18 protein-coding genes are annotated in these 20,656 nt (G+C 53.6%); all 18 read right to left on the bottom strand.

Annotated features, from left to right (window positions below; all coding sequences use genetic code 11):
- Positions 1-16 precede the first annotated feature (16 nt).
- The 18 genes from LQ229_RS15510 to LQ229_RS15420 all read right to left on the bottom strand — a co-directional run bounded on the left by LQ229_RS15510 (position 17) and on the right by LQ229_RS15420 (position 20,405).
- The gene (locus tag LQ229_RS15510) at positions 17-988 is read right to left on the bottom strand and encodes an ABC transporter permease (RefSeq protein ID WP_216538285.1); all 972 of its coding nucleotides are present in this window, start codon (positions 986-988) and stop codon (positions 17-19) included.
- Positions 972-2,468 carry a sugar ABC transporter ATP-binding protein gene (locus tag LQ229_RS15505; RefSeq protein WP_230192222.1) on the bottom strand — a complete coding sequence of 499 codons (1,497 nt, stop codon included), beginning with the start codon at positions 2,466-2,468 and terminating at the stop codon, positions 972-974. Before LQ229_RS15505 ends, LQ229_RS15510 begins: the two co-directional genes overlap by 17 nt.
- A gap of 78 nt (positions 2,469-2,546) precedes the next feature.
- Positions 2,547-3,713, bottom strand: coding sequence for a substrate-binding domain-containing protein (locus LQ229_RS15500; RefSeq protein ID WP_230192221.1), 1,167 nt, complete (start codon positions 3,711-3,713; stop codon positions 2,547-2,549).
- 59 nt (positions 3,714-3,772) lie between these two features.
- The gene (locus LQ229_RS15495) at positions 3,773-4,942 is read right to left on the bottom strand and encodes an alanine racemase (protein WP_230192220.1); all 1,170 of its coding nucleotides are present in this window, start codon (positions 4,940-4,942) and stop codon (positions 3,773-3,775) included.
- A gap of 95 nt (positions 4,943-5,037) precedes the next feature.
- Positions 5,038-6,120 (bottom strand): ROK family protein, encoded by a 1,083-nt coding sequence (locus LQ229_RS15490; RefSeq protein WP_230192219.1) that lies wholly within the window; start codon positions 6,118-6,120, stop codon positions 5,038-5,040.
- 1,029 nt (positions 6,121-7,149) lie between these two features.
- Positions 7,150-8,739 (bottom strand): response regulator, encoded by a 1,590-nt coding sequence (locus LQ229_RS27140; RefSeq protein ID WP_290370040.1) that lies wholly within the window; start codon positions 8,737-8,739, stop codon positions 7,150-7,152.
- Positions 8,714-10,513, bottom strand: a complete 1,800-nt coding sequence (locus LQ229_RS15475; RefSeq protein WP_216538280.1) for a sensor histidine kinase — start codon at positions 10,511-10,513, stop codon at positions 8,714-8,716. The genes LQ229_RS27140 and LQ229_RS15475 overlap by 26 nt, the downstream gene beginning before the upstream one ends.
- Positions 10,514-10,547: 34 nt before the next feature.
- Positions 10,548-11,402, bottom strand: coding sequence for a carbohydrate ABC transporter permease (locus tag LQ229_RS15470; protein ID WP_230192218.1), 855 nt, complete (start codon positions 11,400-11,402; stop codon positions 10,548-10,550).
- A 6-nt stretch (positions 11,403-11,408) separates the two neighbouring features.
- Complete coding sequence (locus LQ229_RS15465) at positions 11,409-12,281, bottom strand: sugar ABC transporter permease (RefSeq protein ID WP_230192246.1); 873 nt, start codon at positions 12,279-12,281, stop codon at positions 11,409-11,411.
- 81 nt (positions 12,282-12,362) lie between these two features.
- Entirely contained in the window at positions 12,363-13,706 is a 1,344-nt protein-coding gene (locus tag LQ229_RS15460) for an extracellular solute-binding protein (protein WP_230192217.1), read from the bottom strand.
- A gap of 43 nt (positions 13,707-13,749) precedes the next feature.
- Entirely contained in the window at positions 13,750-14,880 is a 1,131-nt protein-coding gene (locus LQ229_RS15455) for a Gfo/Idh/MocA family oxidoreductase (RefSeq protein ID WP_230192216.1), read from the bottom strand.
- The gene (locus tag LQ229_RS15450) at positions 14,877-15,704 is read right to left on the bottom strand and encodes a TIM barrel protein (protein WP_216538275.1); all 828 of its coding nucleotides are present in this window, start codon (positions 15,702-15,704) and stop codon (positions 14,877-14,879) included. The genes LQ229_RS15455 and LQ229_RS15450 overlap by 4 nt, the downstream gene beginning before the upstream one ends.
- Before the next feature lie 63 nt (positions 15,705-15,767).
- On the bottom strand, positions 15,768-16,523 hold the full coding sequence (locus tag LQ229_RS15445) for a glucosamine-6-phosphate deaminase (protein ID WP_230192215.1): 756 nt from the start codon (positions 16,521-16,523) through the stop codon (positions 15,768-15,770).
- Positions 16,524-16,526: 3 nt separating this feature from the next.
- The gene (locus tag LQ229_RS15440; protein ID WP_216538273.1) at positions 16,527-17,507 is read right to left on the bottom strand and encodes an ROK family protein; all 981 of its coding nucleotides are present in this window, start codon (positions 17,505-17,507) and stop codon (positions 16,527-16,529) included.
- A complete protein-coding gene (locus LQ229_RS15435) occupies positions 17,504-18,571 on the bottom strand; it encodes a Gfo/Idh/MocA family oxidoreductase (RefSeq protein ID WP_216538272.1) in 1,068 nt (355 codons plus the stop codon). The genes LQ229_RS15440 and LQ229_RS15435 overlap by 4 nt, the downstream gene beginning before the upstream one ends.
- Before the next feature lie 491 nt (positions 18,572-19,062).
- The gene (locus LQ229_RS15430; RefSeq protein ID WP_216538271.1) at positions 19,063-19,638 is read right to left on the bottom strand and encodes a GNAT family N-acetyltransferase; all 576 of its coding nucleotides are present in this window, start codon (positions 19,636-19,638) and stop codon (positions 19,063-19,065) included.
- Between the two features lie 15 nt (positions 19,639-19,653).
- Positions 19,654-19,794 carry a hypothetical protein gene (locus tag LQ229_RS15425; protein ID WP_230192214.1) on the bottom strand — a complete coding sequence of 47 codons (141 nt, stop codon included), beginning with the start codon at positions 19,792-19,794 and terminating at the stop codon, positions 19,654-19,656.
- A 14-nt stretch (positions 19,795-19,808) separates the two neighbouring features.
- Positions 19,809-20,405 carry an ankyrin repeat domain-containing protein gene (locus LQ229_RS15420; protein ID WP_230192245.1) on the bottom strand — a complete coding sequence of 199 codons (597 nt, stop codon included), beginning with the start codon at positions 20,403-20,405 and terminating at the stop codon, positions 19,809-19,811.
- Positions 20,406-20,656: the final 251 nt, after the last annotated feature.

The raw sequence follows: 20,656 nt of genomic DNA, 5'->3' as shown, positions 1-20,656 counted from the left end.
CCGCAAGCGATTGGCCTTATCTCTTCATCGTTTTACGGCCAAACGCCACTGCCAGTATAATAATTAGCCCTTTAATGACCATCTGCTGACTGACATCGAGGCCCATAATAATTAATCCGTTATTGATCATGCCGATCATCAAGGAACCGATGACCGTACCGATCACCGTTCCTACACCGCCGAACAAACTTGTACCGCCCAAGATGACCGCTGCGATGACCGACAATTCGTCGCCCTCGCCGAACGTAAAGCGTCCGGATTGCATGCGTCCCGCATACAGCATCCCCGCCAAACCTGCCATCATTCCGCTGCCGATGAACACAAGCAGCTTGATTTTGGCGGTATTGACCCCTGTGAATCGGGCCGCGTTCTGATTGCCGCCCGTCGCCAGCGTTTCACGTCCGAATTTCGTTTTGCGCAACAGAATATGGCCGCCGATGACAACCAGAATCGTCCAAATCAATAGAAGCGGAATCGGGCCGATATCCCCGGATCCGAACAGAAAATTGTATTGATCGTTCAAGATCGGCACCGGCGCCGTATTGGTGATCCACATGGCCAAGCCGCGTCCGATTCCCATCATGCCGAGCGTGACGAGAAACGAAGGAATCGCGACACGGGTCACCAAGATCCCGTTGACGAAACCGACTGCCGCTCCCGTCGCCAGGCCCACGAGAACCGCCACGATTAGGCTGTATCCGGCGTCGAGCGTAAGCGCCGTCGTTAACGATGCCAACGCCACCGTCGAGCCGACCGAAAGATCGATTTCCGCCGCGGAAATAACGAATGTCATCGCTACCGCCATAATCGATATCATCGCCGTCTGCCGAATAATATTCATCAGATTCATGCTCGATAAAAATCCTTGGTCGTGCAAGGTGACCGAAAAAATGATAAATACGGCGGCGAAGGCGATATAAACGATGTATTTCCGCCAATCGAACGCCCGTTTCGCTCCGGCGGCGGCTGAATTAACTTTGGACTGCATGTTCCAATACCTCCTCTGAAGTTAGATCTTTGCGCAGCAATTCCTGTGAGATCGCGCCGTCCTTCATCACTAGCACTCGATCGCATACCGCATTCAATTCCGCAAGCTCCGACGATACGACGATAATCGATTTGCCGCTATCGGCCAATCGCCGAATCATTTCGATGATCTCCGATTTCGCCCCGATATCTACCCCGATGGTAGGCTCGTCCAAGATGAAGATTTGCGGATCGTTCGCCAGCCATTTGGCCAAAATGATTTTCTGCTGATTGCCGCCCGACAACAGATGGGAAGATTTATAGATGTCGTCGGTCTTGATGCTCAATTCATCCACATATTTCTCCGCAATCTCTTTGCCCCGCTTATCGTCGATGAAAAGCCCCTTTAACAGCTTCGACAATATCGGAAGCAGCATGTTGTCCTTCACGCTATGCTCGAGTATCAAGCCTTGCACCCTGCGGTCTTCCGGCACGAGCGCCAAGCCCGCCTTGATCGCGTCGCGCGGCGATTTGAGCGTTATTTTTTTGCCCCCGACGATCATTTCGCCGCGATCGATCGGATCGATCCCGAACAATCCGCGCATCGTTTCCGTCCGCCCGCTTCCCATCAGACCGGCGAATCCGAGCACTTCGCCCTCGCGCAGATCGAACGACACTCCGTTCACACGGTTGCCGATATATAAGTCCTTTACTTGCAATACCGCTTTGTCGCCGGGCGTACCGGCCCTTTCTTTCCAATCGAAGGCGTTCTTCATATTTCCGCCGATAATATGCCCTACCAGTTCATCCATGGTCAATTCCGCACACGGCGCGGTAATGACGTTTTTGCCGTCGCGCAATACCGTCGCCCGGTCGCAAACATGCAAAATTTCGTCCATTCGGTGAGAAATATAAATAATCGAAATGCCTTTCTTCTTCAGGCGATCCATGAGGTCAAACAGCACTTCGGTTTCTTTCGTCGTGAGAGACGAGGTCGGTTCGTCCATAATTAATATTTTCGTATCCTGCGAAATCGCCTTGGCAATTTCCGTCATCTGCCAGTAACCGACGCCCAGACTTTCCACCGTTGCGTTGGGATCGACATCAACCCGAAGTTCCGCCAGCAATTCCCGCGCGAGGTTCGCACAAGCTTTGTCGTCGATAAAACCGAGGGACGTCCGCGGCTCCCTGCCCATGAAAATGTTTTGCGCTACCGTCAGGGTCGGGATCAGGCTGAATTCCTGAAAAATCATCGAGATGCCGTTTCGGCGAGCATCGTTCATTTCGTTAATATGTACAGGCTTTCCGTCGATGCGGATTTCTCCCGAATCTCCCACATACACACCGGTCAAAATTTTCATTAACGTCGATTTGCCCGCACCGTTGCCGCCAACCAGCGCATGCACTTCCCCCCGGTCGACCGAGAAATCGACCTGTTTCAGCACTTCCACGCCGTTAAACGCTTTGGAAATGCCGTTCATCTGCAAAACGGCTTTCGTCATCGTGTTCTCCCTCCTCCGCCTATGAAGCGAAAACCGCCCCCTGCGGCGGCGGCTTCTCTTGCATCAGGCAATGCCGTTTTATTTCAGCGCGTTCTTGATTAAATCGGGCGCTTCTTGACGATAGACCGATTTCCAGCCTTCAAGCACATTGTCTTTCGTCACGCCCAGCGGAGGAACGACTACATAGGACGGCGTTTCTTTGCCGAGCAGCGCATAACCGGCCAGAATGGCTTCCGCCACGCCCTGATCGTAAGGGCGCTCGGAGCCAAGCCCTTTGACAATGCCGTCTTTCGCGATTTCCAATGCCACATTCGTTCCTAAGTCGCTCGTTGTAATAACCAGATCTTTTTTACCGGCTGTGCGCACGGCAGCGAGCGCTCCTTCGGCCGGAACGTCCCAGACAACGAACATGCCGTCCAGATCGGGATGCTTCGTCAACAAGGCAGACGCCACTTTCTCCCCGTCGCTTGGCTCCACGATTCCGCCGCGAGCGGCGATTTCAATCTCCGGATACTTCTCCTTCATCGTTTGCTCGAACGCTTCGACCCGCTGCTTGGTGACGAAGAAATCCGCATCGTGATAAATGACGCCGATCTTGCCTTTGCCGCCCAACTTCTCGGCCAGAATGTCCGCCGCCTTGACGCCGTTGCCGTAATTATCCGCAGAAACGACGCTGGCGTAGTGGGTGCCGTGCTCCAAGCCGTCCGCGACATTATCCATGAATACGATTTTCGCGCCGGCTTCGGCCGCTTTCTTGAAAGCCCCCGCCGTAGATACCGGGTCGACCGGCAGGCCGATAATTACATCCGGCTTTCTCGCCATGACCGTTTCAATGTCCGAAACTTGCTTTTCCGATTTAAACTGCGCATCGGTCTCGGCAATCACTTCGATTCCCATCTTGCCGAATGTCGTCTTCAATCCGTCCAATTGGGCCGTCGACCAGTCGTTGCCGGCATAATGCAGCACGATGGCCGCTTTATAGTTGCCTTCGCGCAGCTTCTCGACTTCCTCGGCCGTCAACTCGAGCGTTGTTGCTGCTACCGCCGCTTCCCCATGCGGCCCCGTGCTCATAATTTCGGCGTCGCCGTCGGCATCTTTCTCTAATGCGATCGGAGCAGCCGCCTCAAGCGCAGCGTTCGGCTTCCCGTCGTTCCCTTGCGGCGCGGCTCCCTGATTGCCGCATGCAGCCAACATCATCGCTAACGCCAAAATCAAACCCAATCCTGTCATCCACTTTTGTTTCATTCTGTTTGACCTCCCATGTATTGTGCGAACTTAAATTATGAGTGCTTGCTTGTTTCGTGTTATACTCCGCGTTGCACCGGACGCCCCATGGCATCGTGATAGCCGATCACGCGCGGCTTCCCTTCCTGCACGCCGTCGATCGCGGCCACTTGTCCGCGCGTCACGAAGATTTGCGCGCGGAAGCCCAGAATGACCGGCTCGCCTTCCTTCGCGCCGCGCACATAGCCGTAGTAATCGATGCCGTCGTCCGGGATCAGTTCGACCTCGCGCGTGTCCAACGAAGCGCCGACCAATGCAGACAACGTGTAACGGCCGCGCACGCGGTCAACATATAGACCGCCCCCGAACATGTGGCCGTTGCCGCCGTATTCGTGGGATATTTCCGAGAGATACAGCATCGCGGGCGTTTCGGGAATATCCGTATCGAAGCTGATCGGCGTCGAGCCGGTCAAGCCGTGTCCCGGCTCGGCATGCGTGCCGCCGTGCTCGGCAATTTTGCCGATAACGGCCGACGATGTGCTGCCTGGCGTATTAATCTGACGGATATCGATGCCGAGCTCCTTGCGCAATCGCGCCGCCGCATCGACCGCCGTTTGAAAATTCGGCGTCGGCAGCACCGTGCCGGCTTCTTCGTTATATAGCAGCGATGGAAACGCGGTCGTTCCAATGACTCGAACGCCCTTCAGCTTCGATATTTCACGGGCGGCATCGACAACATCCTTCAGTTGGAAGCCGCCTTCATGTCCGGGATAGAAGCGATCGCCTTCTTTATACACGCGCAGCAGCACATTCTGTTCGACGCCGAGCTTTGCGGCCGCCTCGGCCACGGACGCCGCCTTGCGCAGACTGAACACGGTGAACGCTTCCGGGCCTAACGCGACCAGCTCTTCCGCGACGGATTGCGGGGCTTGCACGAGATGGCCGACGTGTCCGACCGGCACTCCTTGCTCGCGCATGAGCCGCGCGCCAAGCCAATCGACGCTCACGAACTTGCCGATTCCCGCTTCCATGATGGTGCGGTGAGCGACAGGGTTATACCCGATTTGCTTGGTCATTCCGTACAAGGTAATGCCGTGCTTGTCCGCTTCCGCGCGAATAATTTCCGCATTGCGGCGCAGCGCCTGCACGTCGATCACGTAAGTATTCGCTTCGAGCGCGCCCTCCGCATGGAGCTTTATGGCTGCGTCGATCAAGGCTTTGTTGCGTTCCTGCAATTTCTTCAAGTACATGCTTCGAAACTCCCTTCAATTCCGATGTCTCAGGTATGGTGCGACTTCACTCAGCGGGCGTTTTGTCCTCTAACGCATCAATTCGCCTTCATGTTCTAGATGCCTTGACGGTTCACTAACTGGATTTGCGAATCGATATGGGAGAGACACATGCTGACGATACCTTGAATGCTGTAAGGATCGGGATTTTGCAAATACACCAGTTGCGGCATATTCCATTGATGAAGCGAATCGGAGAGAGCCTTTTCGACAGAGCGCACGATTTCTTCGTTTGCTAACGCCCCAGTCAATACGATACATTCGGGATTGACGATGCTGACGACATTCATGCACATTTTGAAAATAATGTTCGCCACTTTGTCCCGATTGCGGCCCGCTTGATCCAATTGGCGCTCCAGCAGCCCTTTCGATCTCCACTCATGCGGCGTATTCGAATCGAAACCGTCAACGACCATATAACTCAATTCTCCCGCGAAATTGCTCATACCCTTGTACAGCTTCTTATGGATAATCAATCCGGCGCCGATCCCTTGGCCGAGATAGATATACATCATATTCTCGCCGCGGCCTTCCAAACCGGCGTTAAAATACCCCACCGTCGTCAAATTAATATCGTTTTCGACAAATACCGGGATCTCGTATCGCTTCTCGATTTCCTCCCGCATCGGGAACGATTCCCATTCCGGAATTGTCGGAATGCTATAGACGGTATCATTCACGTCTACCGCACCCGGCACGCCGATGCCGATGGCCTTCAGTTTGTCCCGGCCGATCTTCTCCGTCAGCAAATCAATGACGCGTAGCAAATCCTCGAACCTTGAAATCGCTTGCTTTTCGTCGAAAACATATGTATTCCGTTCGATGATCTCTCCGGTAAACGTCGAAATGCCGCAAATATAAAAGTTGTCCTTCACGTAGATCGCCGCAACGTAGCCTTGATTGGCGTTAATCTTGTACAACTGCGCTTTGCGTCCGCTGCTGGAACCTTCCAAGCCCGCCGCAACGATCTGATCCTCCTGTACAAGAACTTCCACGATTTTATTGACGGTAGGCAAACTAAGCTTTGTCAATTTGGCAATTTCCGGCTTGGAAATCGGGCCGTGTACCGTGATGATTTGCTTGATCATATGCGCATTCACTTTTTTTAAAATGCCAGGTTGGCCAATCATCTTCTGCATGTCCTCACCCCGCTTCGTAAATTAATAAACTTTATTAATTAATTGAATTGAATCACATCTTGTCAAACTTTGTCAATGATTATTTTTCCAATTGTGTGTTGTGCCTGATTTCACAACCTTCCTCGGATGCAAACCCTCCGAATCTCGTTCTCTCCCGTTCCGGTGCATCATTGTTGCATTATGCGCTCATTACTTTTCAGCCGATGAAGCATTTTTCCCGGCCTTCTGTAGAAATCCCCTTCATTCAGAAAGCCGGTTCCTTCGAACGGGGCGCGATTGGATCGCTGCGTGTTCCTGAACGATGATTTGCCCGCAAACTGTCGGAGTTGCCGTTGATGACATTACGCCTCATGATAAAGCCGCCGCACCCTATGACTTGGCACTTTTGGGAAAATGGTGCAGTTGTGCTTTGACCGTTTTTTTCAATTCAATCCCGTAACGAACGCACAATATGATGTCAATCCGCTACATCTATATCTGTAACTCACGATGCTAATTCTCTAAACGCCATATCACTTGAGATCCTGAGATCCTGAGCGAAAGGGATTTCGACAGAAGCGGGAAACAGAGGATACCAGGAGCGGCAAATCAGGAGCAAAAATGGGCGGCAAAATTGAACGAACTTATTAGACAAGAACCAATATAGCCACCAATCCCCTGTGACGAACGCAGCTTACTGCAAAAATACAGTTATTTCTCAACGAAACAAGATGTTACGAAAAAAGCCAGCGAGTATACAGGAATTCCGCATCAAACCACCCCATCCCCTACCGAGACGGGAAAAAAGATGTATTTTCGCTGTATTTTCGCAGGCATTGCTGGAGCAATCGATTAAAACGGTTGAAAGGCTGCACAATTGCGCACAATTGCAGGTTTTTCTCGACGAAAGGTCCGTTGGGCAGCCACATCACACTTGATCAAAACCTTGCCGGAGATATTCCGGCAGCGTACGGTCGAATTCGCTTCGCAACATGCCGTATACATATTCGTCATAATGTTAGCATATAGAACTAGGGAATAGTAGAAATCTTATCGGGAGCGTAACACCGAACGGGCCCGGTATTCGGCCGGCGTCACGCCCTCGCATTTGGCGAATACCTTGTTGAAATAACGGCGGTCGAGATAGCCGACCGTCTTGCCGATATTCGAGATGCTCTGGCCGCTGTTCACCAGCATCGACTTGGCCCAATCGATCCGCAGCCGAGTTAAATGCTCGACGAAGGTTTCGCCGACATGCTGCTTGAACAATACGCTGAAATGGCTGGAGCTCAAGCCCAAGTAATCGGCCACTTCCTCGACGCCCAGATCGCTGGATGCATGCTTCGCGATATAATCCTTGGCCATATCCATCAGCGATTCGTTCGAGCGATTGTTGCCCGCTTCGATCACGGCATCCTCGATCATCTGATTCAAAACGGCGATCAGATCCTTCGCGCTGGCGTATTGCTCCAGCCGCACCCAGACGTCCCGCTCTTCCGCTTCCCCGATCTTCTTAATTTCTTTCAACTCCCGCAATAAATGGAGCACGAGAAAGTGAAGGATTTTCTCCAATTTCAAAGGGGAGACGCTCTTCAACTCATGAATGAGCGAACGATGCGCCTCCCGCATTCGCCGCGTATCGCATCGCTTCAAGCCGGCGACGATCTCTTCGACCCGTTCCCAGAACGACAAGCTCGCGGTTTCTTCCTGCCGATCCGATCCAAGCGCGACGACCCGTTGCCGTTCGCCCGAGAATTGCACTTCCCTCTGTAGCCTTTTGTACGCCTGCGCCAATTCCGCCACAGGGACATATTCGGGAAATACGCCGATATGAATCGCCAGCTTCGTATGATCGAGCACCGCTTGCGCCATTTGTTCCGCCCACCGCACAGCCTCTTCCATATCGAACGGCTTTTCCGAGACGGGCCGGCGAATGAGCACGCACCACTCCCCCTCCCGTGTCTGCAATACCGAGTAGTCGAGGCGGTACGGCTGCAGCGCGTCCTGAAGCACGTTTCGCACGGCAAAATTATGCAGTTTGCGCTCGTTCTCGTTCCAACGATGAGCATTATAAGCATAGCGCTCCAAATCGGCCAGGAAAAAGACGCAGTTTGTCCCTTCCACATCAAATTCGAATTCGGAATAGAACGGTTGCGCGGCCAGCTTCGTATAGTCGAACAAAATATCGGTAATCATCTTTTCGTACAGCAAATGTTTCATATGGTTGAACTGATGCCGTTTCCGCCGGTCGTCCAGTTTATGTTCCCTGATTTGCGCTCCCATCCGTTCGACCACTTGATCCAATTCGATATAATTGATCGGCTTGAGAATCAAGTCCTTCGCGCCGAATTGCATCGCCTGCCTGGCGTATTCGAATTCGGCGAACCCGGTGAGCATAATGACACTGCTTCGGTTTCCCATCTCATTCAACTGCTGCAGAAACGCAAGCCCGTCCAGCTTCGGCATCCGGATATCGCACAGGATCAGATCCGGCTCGTACTCCTTCACCATCTCCAGGGCGGATACCCCGTTGTCCGCCGAACCGACCAGTTCGATCGCATGCCGGTTCCACGGAATCGCGTTCGACAGCGTATCCACAATTAACGGCTCGTCGTCAACTATTAAAGCGCGAATCATCATTCGAATCACCCTCCCGTTTCGGAATCAAGCATTGAATCTTCGTTCCCCGGCCCGGATCGCTGCATATGAACATGCCGTAACCGGCCCCGTAATGCATGCGCAATCGATCCGCCACATTCATGACCCCGAGGCCCACTCTTCCGTCACTCCGCCTCCTGTCCTCCGCCAATTTCGATTTCCGGTAATGAAACGAGGGCAAAATATCGGGATCGATCCCCGAACCGTTATCCTCGACCCATAACAACAAATTCCGCTCCCGTTCCTCCACTCGAACGACGATCATTCCTTTGCGGTCGATATCGTCGAAGCCGTGCTGTATGCTATTCTCTACCAAAGGCTGTAACGTAAATTTCAAGATCGAATACTTCTCCAGTTCCGGCGGCATAACGATCTCATAATCGAACAGATGGCCGAAACGAACCTTTTGGATTTCGAAATAATTTTGCAAATAGCCGATTTCCTTGCCTAATGTAATTTCTTCCTGTTCCTGAAAGCTGATATGCAAATTTTGCCCCAGACGGTACACCATCTGGCTGACCTTGTCCCGCTCGTTCCGCATATTTAAGGCGTTGATCGATTCGAGCGTATTCATAATAAAATGCGGTTTGATCTGCGCCTGCAGCAGCATCAATTCGGCCCTGTTCTTGCGCGCCTGCTCCTGCTTCACTTCCTCGATCAGTTCCTCCACTTTTTCGACCAATCGGTTGAAGCTCCTTGCGAGCGATCCGGTCTCGTCCCGGCTGTCCAAAGCCATGCGTACGCCAAGGTCCCCCAGTTCGATCAATTTCATCGTATGCATCATGCGAATAATAAACCGAATATACCGTTTGATAAACATCATATTGAAGAGCAAGGCAAGCAGCAAAATAACCGCCATCACGATCCCGATCGAGCGGATAATCGCCGTCGTCTCCCCGGTCAGATAGTCCCACGGAACAACCGAGACCAGCGTCAAATTCGATATTCCCAAATCTTTCATATTGAGCGGCTGCACCGATAAAATGCTTTTCGTTCCGTTAAACTCCAGCTTCCCGCTGCCGGAATCCCCGCCTAAGTCGAAAGGCTTCGACACCTTGCCCCGCAGGTTCTCCCCGCCGGCATTGCCCTGGTTATCGTACACGATAAGCCCCTCTTGATTCACCAACATAAAATGATTGGGAATATCCAATTTGCTCGAATAGAAATTGAACACTTGATCCAATTCGTTGAACTGGTATTGCAGCATCACGTACCCGATCGTTTCCTGCCGGTTCAGATCGTTGACGACGCGCAATTGCGTGAAAAACCGGTTCGACGGCGACAGCCCGGAACCTTCGTAAGGCCCGAGCCATACGGAAATGCCGTTGCGCCGGATCATTTCGGACAGTACGCCGCTTTGGCGCAGCTGTTCCATGGAAACCGGCTTCAGATCGGATTTTGATCGGCTGTAAGCCTCGCCGTCCAACGTATACAGCGTTACCGTATCGAGCGGACCGTACATCAGAAACGTCTGGTTGAGCAGGCTCGGAATCTCCGTCATATCCCGTTCGTCCGCATCTTGATTCAGAAAGTCCTGCACACGGCTGGAGAACATCGATTGATCCGAATAGGCCGTAGCGTCCTTGAATATCGTCGCCACATTCCGCGCTACGGAAGCGTTGATCAGCTGCGACTGCTCGGAATATTTCTTCTGCAGCACCGTCTGGAACAGCGCCGAGCCGACAATGCCGAGCGCGATAATCGGAAGAATAATGCATAATACGAAACCTATTAATACTCGATTGCGGATGCTCATACCGGATGATGTCCTCCTCGTCTGTAACCGCTGCTCAGCCTTTCAAGCTTCCCGAGGTCAAGCCTTCGATGATTCGGTCCTGCAGGAAAATATATACGATGACAACCGGAATGACGCTGTACATCGTTGCCGCATACAGGCCGCCATAGTTCGTGTTCAGCATGTCTTTAAATGCAGCCACCCCGACCGCGAGCGTGCGCAAATTTTCTTTGGACAGAAGCAGATTCGCCATAATAAACTCGTTCCAGTTGTTTAAGTAGTTAACGATAAAGACGGAGACGAGCGCGGGCAAACATAGCGGCAGCACAATGCGGAAGAACAATCCGTAGATGTTCAGCCCGTCCATCACCGCAGCCTCTTCCAGCTCCTTCGGCATCGAACTCATAAACGCTTTAATAATGACAACGGAAATCGCCAGTCCGAACGTGACATAAGGGAAGATCAGCGACATATACGTGTCGTAGATTTGAAAGCCGAAATACTGTTCGAATTTGCGCACGAACGAATACAGCGGCACCAGAATCGTAGCTCCCGGGACCATGATGGCGAGCAGCAAAATGCCCATGATCGCGGCGTTCAATAGTTTATAAGGAATTCTCACCAACGCGTACGCCGTCATCGCTGCCAGGAAAACGGTTGCAACGCTGGAAACGGTGCTGACGAGAAAACTGTTCGCTAAATAGACGTTCACGTTGGACGTATTCCATGCGTCGATATAGTTTTGGAACGTAAAATTTTTGATCGGGGCGAACGGCGAGACGATGATGTCGACATGCCGTTTGAACGAGTTCTGAAACGCCCAGAACAGCGGATATAAGGAAATTATAACATAGCCCATCAATACGATATGAAGGAGTATGCCGTTCTTTGGTTTGTTCTTTGTGCCCATCTCTCGTCAGACCTCCTCCAGCTTCTTCGAGATGTAACCGGTAATGCCCGTCAGTATGACCGTAAAGATGACCATAATAAACGCGATCGTATTCGCATAACCGGATTCAAGGTATTGGAAGCCGACCCGATACATATACGTCGCCATTACATCCGTCAGCCCCGCCGGGCCTCCGCCCGTCATCACCATGACGATATCGAGCGTTTTGAGCGATCCGGCCACTTTCAGCAAAACGATGACAGAGATGACCGGACGAATCATGGGAACGGTAATGAACAGCGACCGCTGCCAGAAGCTCGCCCCATCCACTTGCGCCGCTTCGTGGATCTCTCTGGAAATACCGTAAATGGCGGCAAGCGCCAGTACGATGTAAAAGCCGATGCTGGCCCATGCGTTCGTCACCAAGATCGACAGCAGCGCGGTATGATCGTCCGCAAGCCACGCCCTCGCCCAATGTCCGAGCCCGAGATGGCGCAGCGTCAAATTCAGAATGCCAATCTCCGGATGGAAAACGACGAAAGACCAGAGTACCGCCACGACGGGCGTAGACAAAATGGCCGGCATGAAAAACGTCGTCTTGTAAAAACCCGACCACCGGCGGACTTCGGAGATTAGAACGGCGGAACCGACAATAATGGGAAGCTGCACGATCAGCGCGAAGCCGGTGAAGGCCAGATTGTTCCATAGCGACCGGAAAAGCTGTTCGTCTTGCAACGCTCTGCGGAAATTATCCAATCCGTTGAATACCGGCTCCGATAACCCGTCCCAATCCGAGAACGCATAGATCACGGTAGAGGATAACGGGTACAAGTAGAATACAAAATACAGCAAAAGCGTGGGCACGATAAAAAATAGATAAGCGACAGGATTTTTGAACATCCGATTCAATTCCAATCCCTCCGATCCGAATCAATGTACGGGTATCGCGGCCTCGGCGATACCCGCAGCGTCTGGTTGCCGTTACTCTTTGTTATTTTCTCGCTCCTGGAAGGATTGCATATTTTCCAGCATCTTCTCAACGGAAGTTTTATTGCCCACCACTTGCTGCATGCCCGCTTCGAGATCGGTCTTGATCTTCGGCTGCACCAGCGCGTCGAACGCCGGGAACGTAGCCATGCCTTGCGCGGCGTCGCTGACTTCCTTAATGATCGGCTCCACGCCTTCCGTATCGGTCAGCACCATCGATGGGAAGCGGTTGGATTCGAGCAATTGTCTCTTTTGCCATTTTTCCTGATAGTACTCTTTAATAAAAGCTTTCACGGCTTCCATTTCGTTGTCGTCCAGATGGGACGAGAACGCATAGCCTGTGGAGAAGCTGGCGTTAATCGTATTGTCGCCCTTGCCGCCGAAGTTCGGAACTTTGAAGAAGCCGAGATCGTTCGCCACGACCGACCGGTCTTTATTGGCATAGGTGTTGAGCCCCCAAGTGCCGTCGAAGATGATCGCCGCTTTGCCGCTGGAGAATTGTGCCTGCGCTTCGGAATGCTTGAAGCCGAGCGTGTTTTCCGTATAGTAGCCTTTATCGAGCAATTCCTTGACCCTCTTGAACGCTTCGACCATCTCGGGATCGGTCCACTTCGTCTCCCCGGTCTTCAAGCCGCGGAAAAAGTCGGCTCCGCCAAGCGTCGCGGCGAAATTCGTCGGGATCATATTGATCGACCACGCTTCGGCCGCACCGAGGGCGAGCGGCGTATAGCCGTTCGATTTCAGCGTTTCGCACATCGCCAGAAATTCCTCCCACGTTGTCGGCGGCGTGAGATTCAATTCCTCGAATATTTTCTTGTTGTAGAAAAATCCTTCGATATAGCCGTTATCGGGAATGCCGTAAATTTTGCCGTCCACCGTAAATTCGGAGAAATCCTGAATTTTATCCTTCAAGCCCAATTCTTCCACGATCGGGGTCAAGTCCAGCAAATGTCCGGTTTTGGCATAGTTCTCCGTGTCGCTGCCGCCAAAGTTGTAGAACATTTTCGGCGGGGTGCCCGCGGCGAATTCGGCCTTCAGTTTGGTCGAACGGTTAACGACGACATCGACGCCTTCCGTTACGATTTTCAAGCCGGGAACTTGCTTCTCCACTTCTTGAATGACATCGTTCAACATCGCTACGCGCGATTGGTCCGCTTCGTTAATAAACGTGTGCCGCAACGACATTTCGAATTCCTTCACTTTTTCGCCCGGTTGCTCTTGCTTGCCGCCTGTTCCTTGCTCCGGCGCTCCGTCATTGTTGCTCGATCCGCATCCGGATATAGCCAGCATGACGGATAATAGGATTGTCAAACCTGCGATCGGCCATCTCTTTTTCATCTTTCGAACCCCCAATAATGTGTTATTTGTAAAAGGCATTCGGCTATACGGAGACGGACAGGGATTGCGAGAGCGCCGCGGTTTCTTCCGCCGTTACTTCGCGTTCCAGCCGGTCCGACAAGTAGATCCCTTCGCTGATCAACATCGTATTCAGAGCAAGCTCCGCCGTCGGCAGCAGAGGAACCCGGCCCGCAAGCGCGGCGATCCAGTGATGCTGCGACGAATCGTAAGCGGTTTCATCTTCTCTTAACCGATGCCAGCGCAGATCCATTTTCTCCAAATCCACCGTGGCGTCCATGTCGATGTCGCATACGGTGCTGTGGAAGCTGAACGGCTGGCTGATCCCGTTCGCAAGCTCCGCCGGCAATCGGATCCCGCCTTGCGACCCGAGGACGGTTCCGCCTTCGAAGCCGCCCATATGGACCGACCACGCTTCGATCAAATCCAGTGTAATGCCGTTCCGGCATTTAACCAGCCCGACGGCCAACTCCTCCACGTCGAATCCGCTCTTCTCCCGCCGTTCGGCCAGCATCTCCATCTCTTGATACACTTTGCCCGAGACGCTAGCCACTTCCGGATTGCCCAGCAAATACATCATTTGCGCAATATGATAGACGCCCATGTCCAGCAGCGCGCCGCCCGCGGCCGCTTCCTTGCGGGTGAAGAACGGCGTGCCGTATCCGTCCACATAAGGGCGTCCCCGCCGGCGAAAGCCGGTGGAACGGGCATGATAAAGCTTGCCGAGCTTGCCTCCGTCGATTAACGTTTTGGCCGCTTTCGTTTCCGGCCGGTATAACGTGCTAAGCTGAATATGCAGCATGCGGCCGGTTTGCGCCGCCGCATCGAACATCGCTTTGCCGTCGGCGTAAGAACCGGCGATCGGCTTCTCGCAATAGACATGCTTGCCCGCCTCGAACGCGGCCAGCGTAACCGGCGCGTGAAAGTTGTTATGCAAGCATACGTCGACCGCGACGATATCGTCCCGCTTCAGCATTTCCCGGAAGTCCGTGTAGACATGGGGAATTCCGTATCGTTCCGCCGTTCTCCGGGCTTCCGCTTCATTCACGTCGCAGGCGGCGACAATCTCCACGCCGGGAATCGCTTCGTATCTTTCCAGATGCAGCTTGCCGATCTGCCCTACGCCTATCATGCCGATTTTGACCGTATCGCTCATTGCGCCTGTTCACCTCGCTCGATTTCATTGCCGGCGCCGATCAACAATCGTTTCACGGCCGCAATGATCCATTCCATCTCGGCGTACTGATTGCCGGGCGCATTGTATTCCACGCCCCAGTAGCCTTCATAACCGCCCGCGAGCAAGCTTTTGACTTTCGCTTCCGCCTCGGGAAGGACGACGGTTTTCGCATCGAAATGGGTATGGAACGCCCATGGCGCAACCAGTTCGTCCCCTTCCAATTCATCGGCTTTCCACCGGTTGAGATGAAGCAGAAATCCGAATGCCGGATGATCGACGGCCTCCGCGATTCGTTTCATTTCCCGCGGCAGCAAGGAGGCGCCCATATGATTCTCGGGACCGATCTTATACCCGCGGTCCGCCGCCCGGTCCGCGTATTCCCGATAGCGCTTGACCGTATACTCGAATTGTTCGTCCGTCATCGGCTCCGATTCCCGGTAACTGCCGCCCGTATCGATTCGCACTGTCTCGGCGCCCAATATTTCCGCCGCGTCGAGATGGACCAGCGCATTCTCGTACAGCTTCTGCCGAATGTCCGGGTCCGGATCCCACAGATGGGCTCCGTCAACGGCAAAATTGACGACCCTCATCTCTTTCTCGTCAAGCGCTTCTTTGATTTTGCGAATATAGCTTTCATCCGCAAGCTTATAGATCGGCTGGCTCCGATCGATAAAGAAGCCGTTCCATAGATCGACCGCATCCATACGATACCGGTATTTGACCGTCTCCAAATAACCGAATACGTCCATTTTTCCATCGCAATATGTGTTGTTAAAGGAGTATCCTCCGATTGAAATCTTCATCTTTACCTCCCGGACCGTTATAGTCTTGTTCGTATCCTGTATTCGCGACTGCGATCGCCCGCGTTATTCAACAGCGTCTTCCGGCAGACGATCCCGCACTTTCCCGGCGGCATCCCGGTCGAGAACGACGGTCAAGTCCGGATGCAGTTGCAGTACCGAGGCGGGAATCTCCGGCGTAACGGGACCGAATAGCGCCTGTTCCACTATCGTAGCTTTATGTTCGCCGTTCGCAAACAGGAATATTTTTCTTGATTGCATAATCGTCTTGATTCCCAAGGTAATACCTTGCCGGGGCACAAGTTCTCTGGAGCCGAACATTTCCGCCCGCGCTTCGATCGTCTCCTCGCCGACATCTACGACGCGCGTCACGGCATGGAACGGGGTGCCGGGCTCGTTGAATCCGATATGGCCGTTGGCGCCCAGCCCCAGCACTTGCAGATCGATTCCGCCAAGCGCCCGAATGTTCCGCTCGTAAGCTTCGGCAACCTGATGCAGATCCGCCGCCATGCTGTCAAAGAAGTGGATCCGTGACGCATCCATGTTGACTTGATCGAACAGTTGCGCCGTTAATCGGGCCAGGCAGCTTGCCGGATTGGCTTGGGAAGCGCCTTGGTATTCGTCGAGGACAAACGCCTCGACGCGGGAAAAATCCAAGCCCCCCTGACGATAGAGGGCGGCTAATTCCCGATAGATCCCTTTCGTTGTCGAACCAGTGGCAAAGCTGATTCTGCTGTCCGCCTTCCTCCCGATTTGCTCCGTAATCTCCTGCGCGCTGCGCCGGTTGAACGCTTCAGTACTTTGTTCCACAATCCATTTCATCGCTTAAGACCTCCAAACTAATGATGCTGCTCCGAGCAGTCCCACCATATGAATATCCAGTTCCGACGTCTCGATCCGTACGAGCGATTGGGCGGCGGCCGGCAAGCTGAATCGGCGAATATAGTCATTGAGCTCCTCGATCAGGCTCATGTCCCTGAACACGCCCCCGCCTACAATGACGGCCTGCGGATTCAACAGGTTCACCGCATTCGTCACGGCCGAACCGAGCGCCTCCATCGCATTCTGCGCAAGGCGCGCCGCAAGCGGATCGCCTCGACGGGCCTCCTCGAAGATCGCTTGCGATTGCAGACGGTCGGCGTAAGCATGCAGCGACGAATGCGGATACGACGCTAAGTGGGCTCCCGCCCGTTCGACCATGCCGCCTCCGGAGGCGATCGGCTCCAAGCAGCCCCGCCTGCCGCAAATGCAGACGTCCCCGTGCGGATCGACCGACATATGGCCGAACTCACCCGCATAATTGGCCGCCCCTCGAACGAGCACGCCGTCCGCCACGATGCCCATCGCAATGCCGGTGCCGACATTGATGTAGATAAAATGCTCGAACTCCTTGCCGGCGCCGTACAGCCGTTCCGCATGCGTAGACGCTTGCACGTCATTGTCCATTGCTGCAGGCAGCCCGTACCTGCGGGTCAGTTCCGCCGCTAAAGCGACCGGTTCGCGAATCGGAATATTGATCGCCTGCACCCACACGCCGCGGCCGGGATCGACCTGGCCGACCAGGCCGACTCCAATGCCGCAAGGAGCCGTTCCGTCCCAAGGCGTTTGCAGGAAATCGTCCGCCGCGCGGTAGATGGAATGGAGCGCGGCCGCTTGGGAAGAACGGTCCATCGGATATTGCTCCGTCCGCAGCACTTCGCCGTCCTCGGCGACGTATCCGGCCCGGATCTTCGTGCCGCCGACATCGATGCCGACGGCGACCGGGCGCTCGTTCATCTTCTTCCCGCGGCCGGTTTGTCCCCTCATTGCACTTCCACGGCCATTCCCGTTTTCGCCGATCGATACATCGCCTCGACGACCTTTAATGCCCGCAAGCCGTCTTCCAATGTGCTGGACGGCTGCACTTTGCCGCGCACGCAATCGATAAAATGCTTCACTTCAAACGCATGCCCTTGTTGAATGACGTCCTTCGGCGCCGGAAAGCTCCATCCTTTCGTCGGGACGACATGCGGCTTGAGGCTCGCTTCCTCTTCATAGGACTTGCCGTATCCGTTCTGGCTGTAGATGCGCAAGCCGCCTGCTTCATGCGTCGTGCTCACATAGGCGGTCCCTTGATCGCCGAACACTTCCAGACGCACATCCATTCCTCCCGATATCGCCCAACTGATGACGATTTCCGCCATGCCTCCGTTCTCGAAACGAAGCACCGCCATCGCGCTGTCTTCCGCGCCGTTCTTGCAATGCTCCTTCCATTTAAGCACTTCCGTTTCGGCATAGACGCGCTTGATTTTCGAACCCATAATCCATTCGAGCGTATTGACGCCATGGATGCCCATGTCGATCGCCGCACCGCCGCCGGTCAAATTCGCATCCCAGAACCACGGGCTATGGAACGGGCCGTTATGGATTTCGTTCGAGCGAAGCATGAGCACTTTGCCGAAGGCGCCTTCGTCGACAAGTTCCTTCGTACGAATCAACGCCGGCTTAAAGCGCATATTCTCCGCATAGACGGCGACGATTCCTTTCTCCTTGGCCGCCCGGACGATCGCTTCGCCTTCTTCCGTATTGCGCGCCAACGGCTTCTCGATCAGGAACGGCTTCCCGGCCTCGATGCAGGCCATGGCCATTTCGTAATGCAAATGGTTGGGAACGGTAATATCCACGCAATCGATCTCCGGATCGCGGATCAAGTCGAGCCAATGGTCGGTCCAGCGTGCCACGCCGAATTGTTCGGCGACCGCTTGCGCTTTCTCCGCCGTCCGGGAAGCGAACATACCGATTTCTATGTTGAATAATTGGTACCCTTCGGCATGCGCTTTGCCCATAAATCCAGTCCCGATGATTCCTACTTTCACTTGTTTTTCCGCCATGTCGACTCCTCCGCTCTCATAAATGGTAAGGTTGCATGCCCCTCATTTCTGTGCACATCCTTATCTTAAATCAAGCGCGAGGGAAGCGAGCAGGTGTACATTTCTTCGATGGCGGGGGAATTTTCTATGAATCGTGCTTTGAACGCAAAACGACAGCCCTCCGAACCGAATCGGAAGCCTGTCGCTATATTTCTTTATTTCATTTTTGAAGTCGACCTTATGTCGTGGGATTGCGATATCTCTTTATCCCGCCCTCTGTCGATATCCCTTTCATTCAGTAAGCTGGTGTATCGGTATCAGCAGCAAGACCGCCGGGTTCCGAGGGCATGGGATGCTTCAGGACTTCACGCGGCGAGCAAATCGCGATCAGACGGAAAGAAGCCGCGGGGTTTCCTGAACGAGTGGGATTTCGACAGAAGGGCCGAAAATGCATAACCGCTAGGCTTGAAAGGTAGCACCATATCCGGTACAACGCCCAATTTCCCCCATGCCTACCATAGCTTCCGTTCGCCAAGTTCCAACTCGATGTCCGTCTCTTGAAAGGCATGCCGATTCCGGCGCGCTTTATCCGAATACAAACGCATCATCGTCGCCAGCCCCAGCGAATCGCTGCGGAACGGGTTGTCGCGCGTTCCCCCTACCAACACCGTGCCCGCATAATGTTCCCACCCGGCGTGAGCATAGAAAGGAACCAACGAAGGGACGCAAGTAAAAAGGCTGATATCCGGCGAATTGCCGGCAATATAGGCAGCCGCTTCCTTCAGCAGTCTCGCCCCGTATCCTTGCCTGCGGCAATCCGGGTGAGTCACCACCTCGCTAATGCCGAAGGCTTGGTAGCTCTGCCCTTTGTGACTGATCTCTTTCCTCGGCACGGCCACATGGCTCACCACCATTCGATCGGAGAGAAGCACGAACGACGTCGGATGCGTATCCGGACAATCCGGCCACACGACAGGCCCGCCTTCAAAAGCTCGCGGCCATTCCTGCCGCATAAGCCCGATAATTTGCTCCCTCCATGCCGCAGGGCATTCTTCTTGAGCAAAATGCAATATTTCCAATAAAGCCATAAGTTCATGTTCCTCCTAATTTTGCGGATCCATGTGCAAACTTTCTTTCCCGGAATAGCTGCGATCGTTATTTTCCAATACAATGTTCAACGGAATATACGGGTTCGTTTCGATCCGTACCGGTTTCTCATCGCTTACGTCTATCATCTCCAACATCGCTCGGCCCCCTTTTAGTCCTTAGCGCCCGCCTTCTTTAGAATCGACTCCATTTCCGTGAATCCGCGTTTTTGCGCATGCTGCAGCGGAGTGACCCCATCGCCGTCGCTAATATTCACATCGGCTCCATGATCGAGCAGCAGTTGTACGATGTTCTGATGCCTCTCGCCGCCATCCCCTAAAATGACCGCTTCCAACAGCGCCGTCCACTGCAAATTGTTAATGTGATTGACATCGACATCGGAATTCGTGAGCAGTTCCCGAACTACCTCGACATGACCGCGTTCCGAAGCCGGGATCAGAGCCGTGCCACCGAACCGGTTCGTCAGTTTCGTATCGGCGCCGGCGTCAATCGCCAATTTTACAATTTCGAGATATCCTGACGCTCCGGCATACAAAAGCACATTGTCCAAGCTGTTGTCGCGAATGTTAATGTCCGCGCCTTGCTGGATCAATGCTTTCACCGTATCCGCTCGATTGTTGCGCGTTGCCGCCAGGACAGCCGTTCTCCCGCTTCCGTCCGTTGCGTTGATGTCCGCTCCCTCTTGAAGCAGTTGCAGAACCGTATCGGTATCTCCTTCCGCCGCCAAAGCAATCAATTGCAGGTTCATTTCTTCCACCCTCTTTTCATTAAATTGTACTTCATTCGATCCAAGCTGCGAAGAGCCCGGTTCCGATTGGCACGCAGCAAGCATAACGACAAATAGACTTATCAAGAGACGATGCATCATCAAGCCTCCTCATATAGTATTTCTTGAAGGCAGTTTTGAGTTTACTTCCAGTCCCCTAGGGGACTGGCGGCCGCCTTCAAAATTTCCAGTTGATCTTTGAAAAATAAATTTGGGACTGGACTTTCCGGAAT

Source organism: Paenibacillus sp. CECT 9249 (assembly GCF_918697855.1).
GTDB lineage: Bacteria > Bacillota > Bacilli > Paenibacillales > Paenibacillaceae > MSJ-34.
The sequence above is the reverse complement of the archived record's forward strand: the minus strand, read 5'-3'. Positions and strand labels throughout refer to the sequence as shown.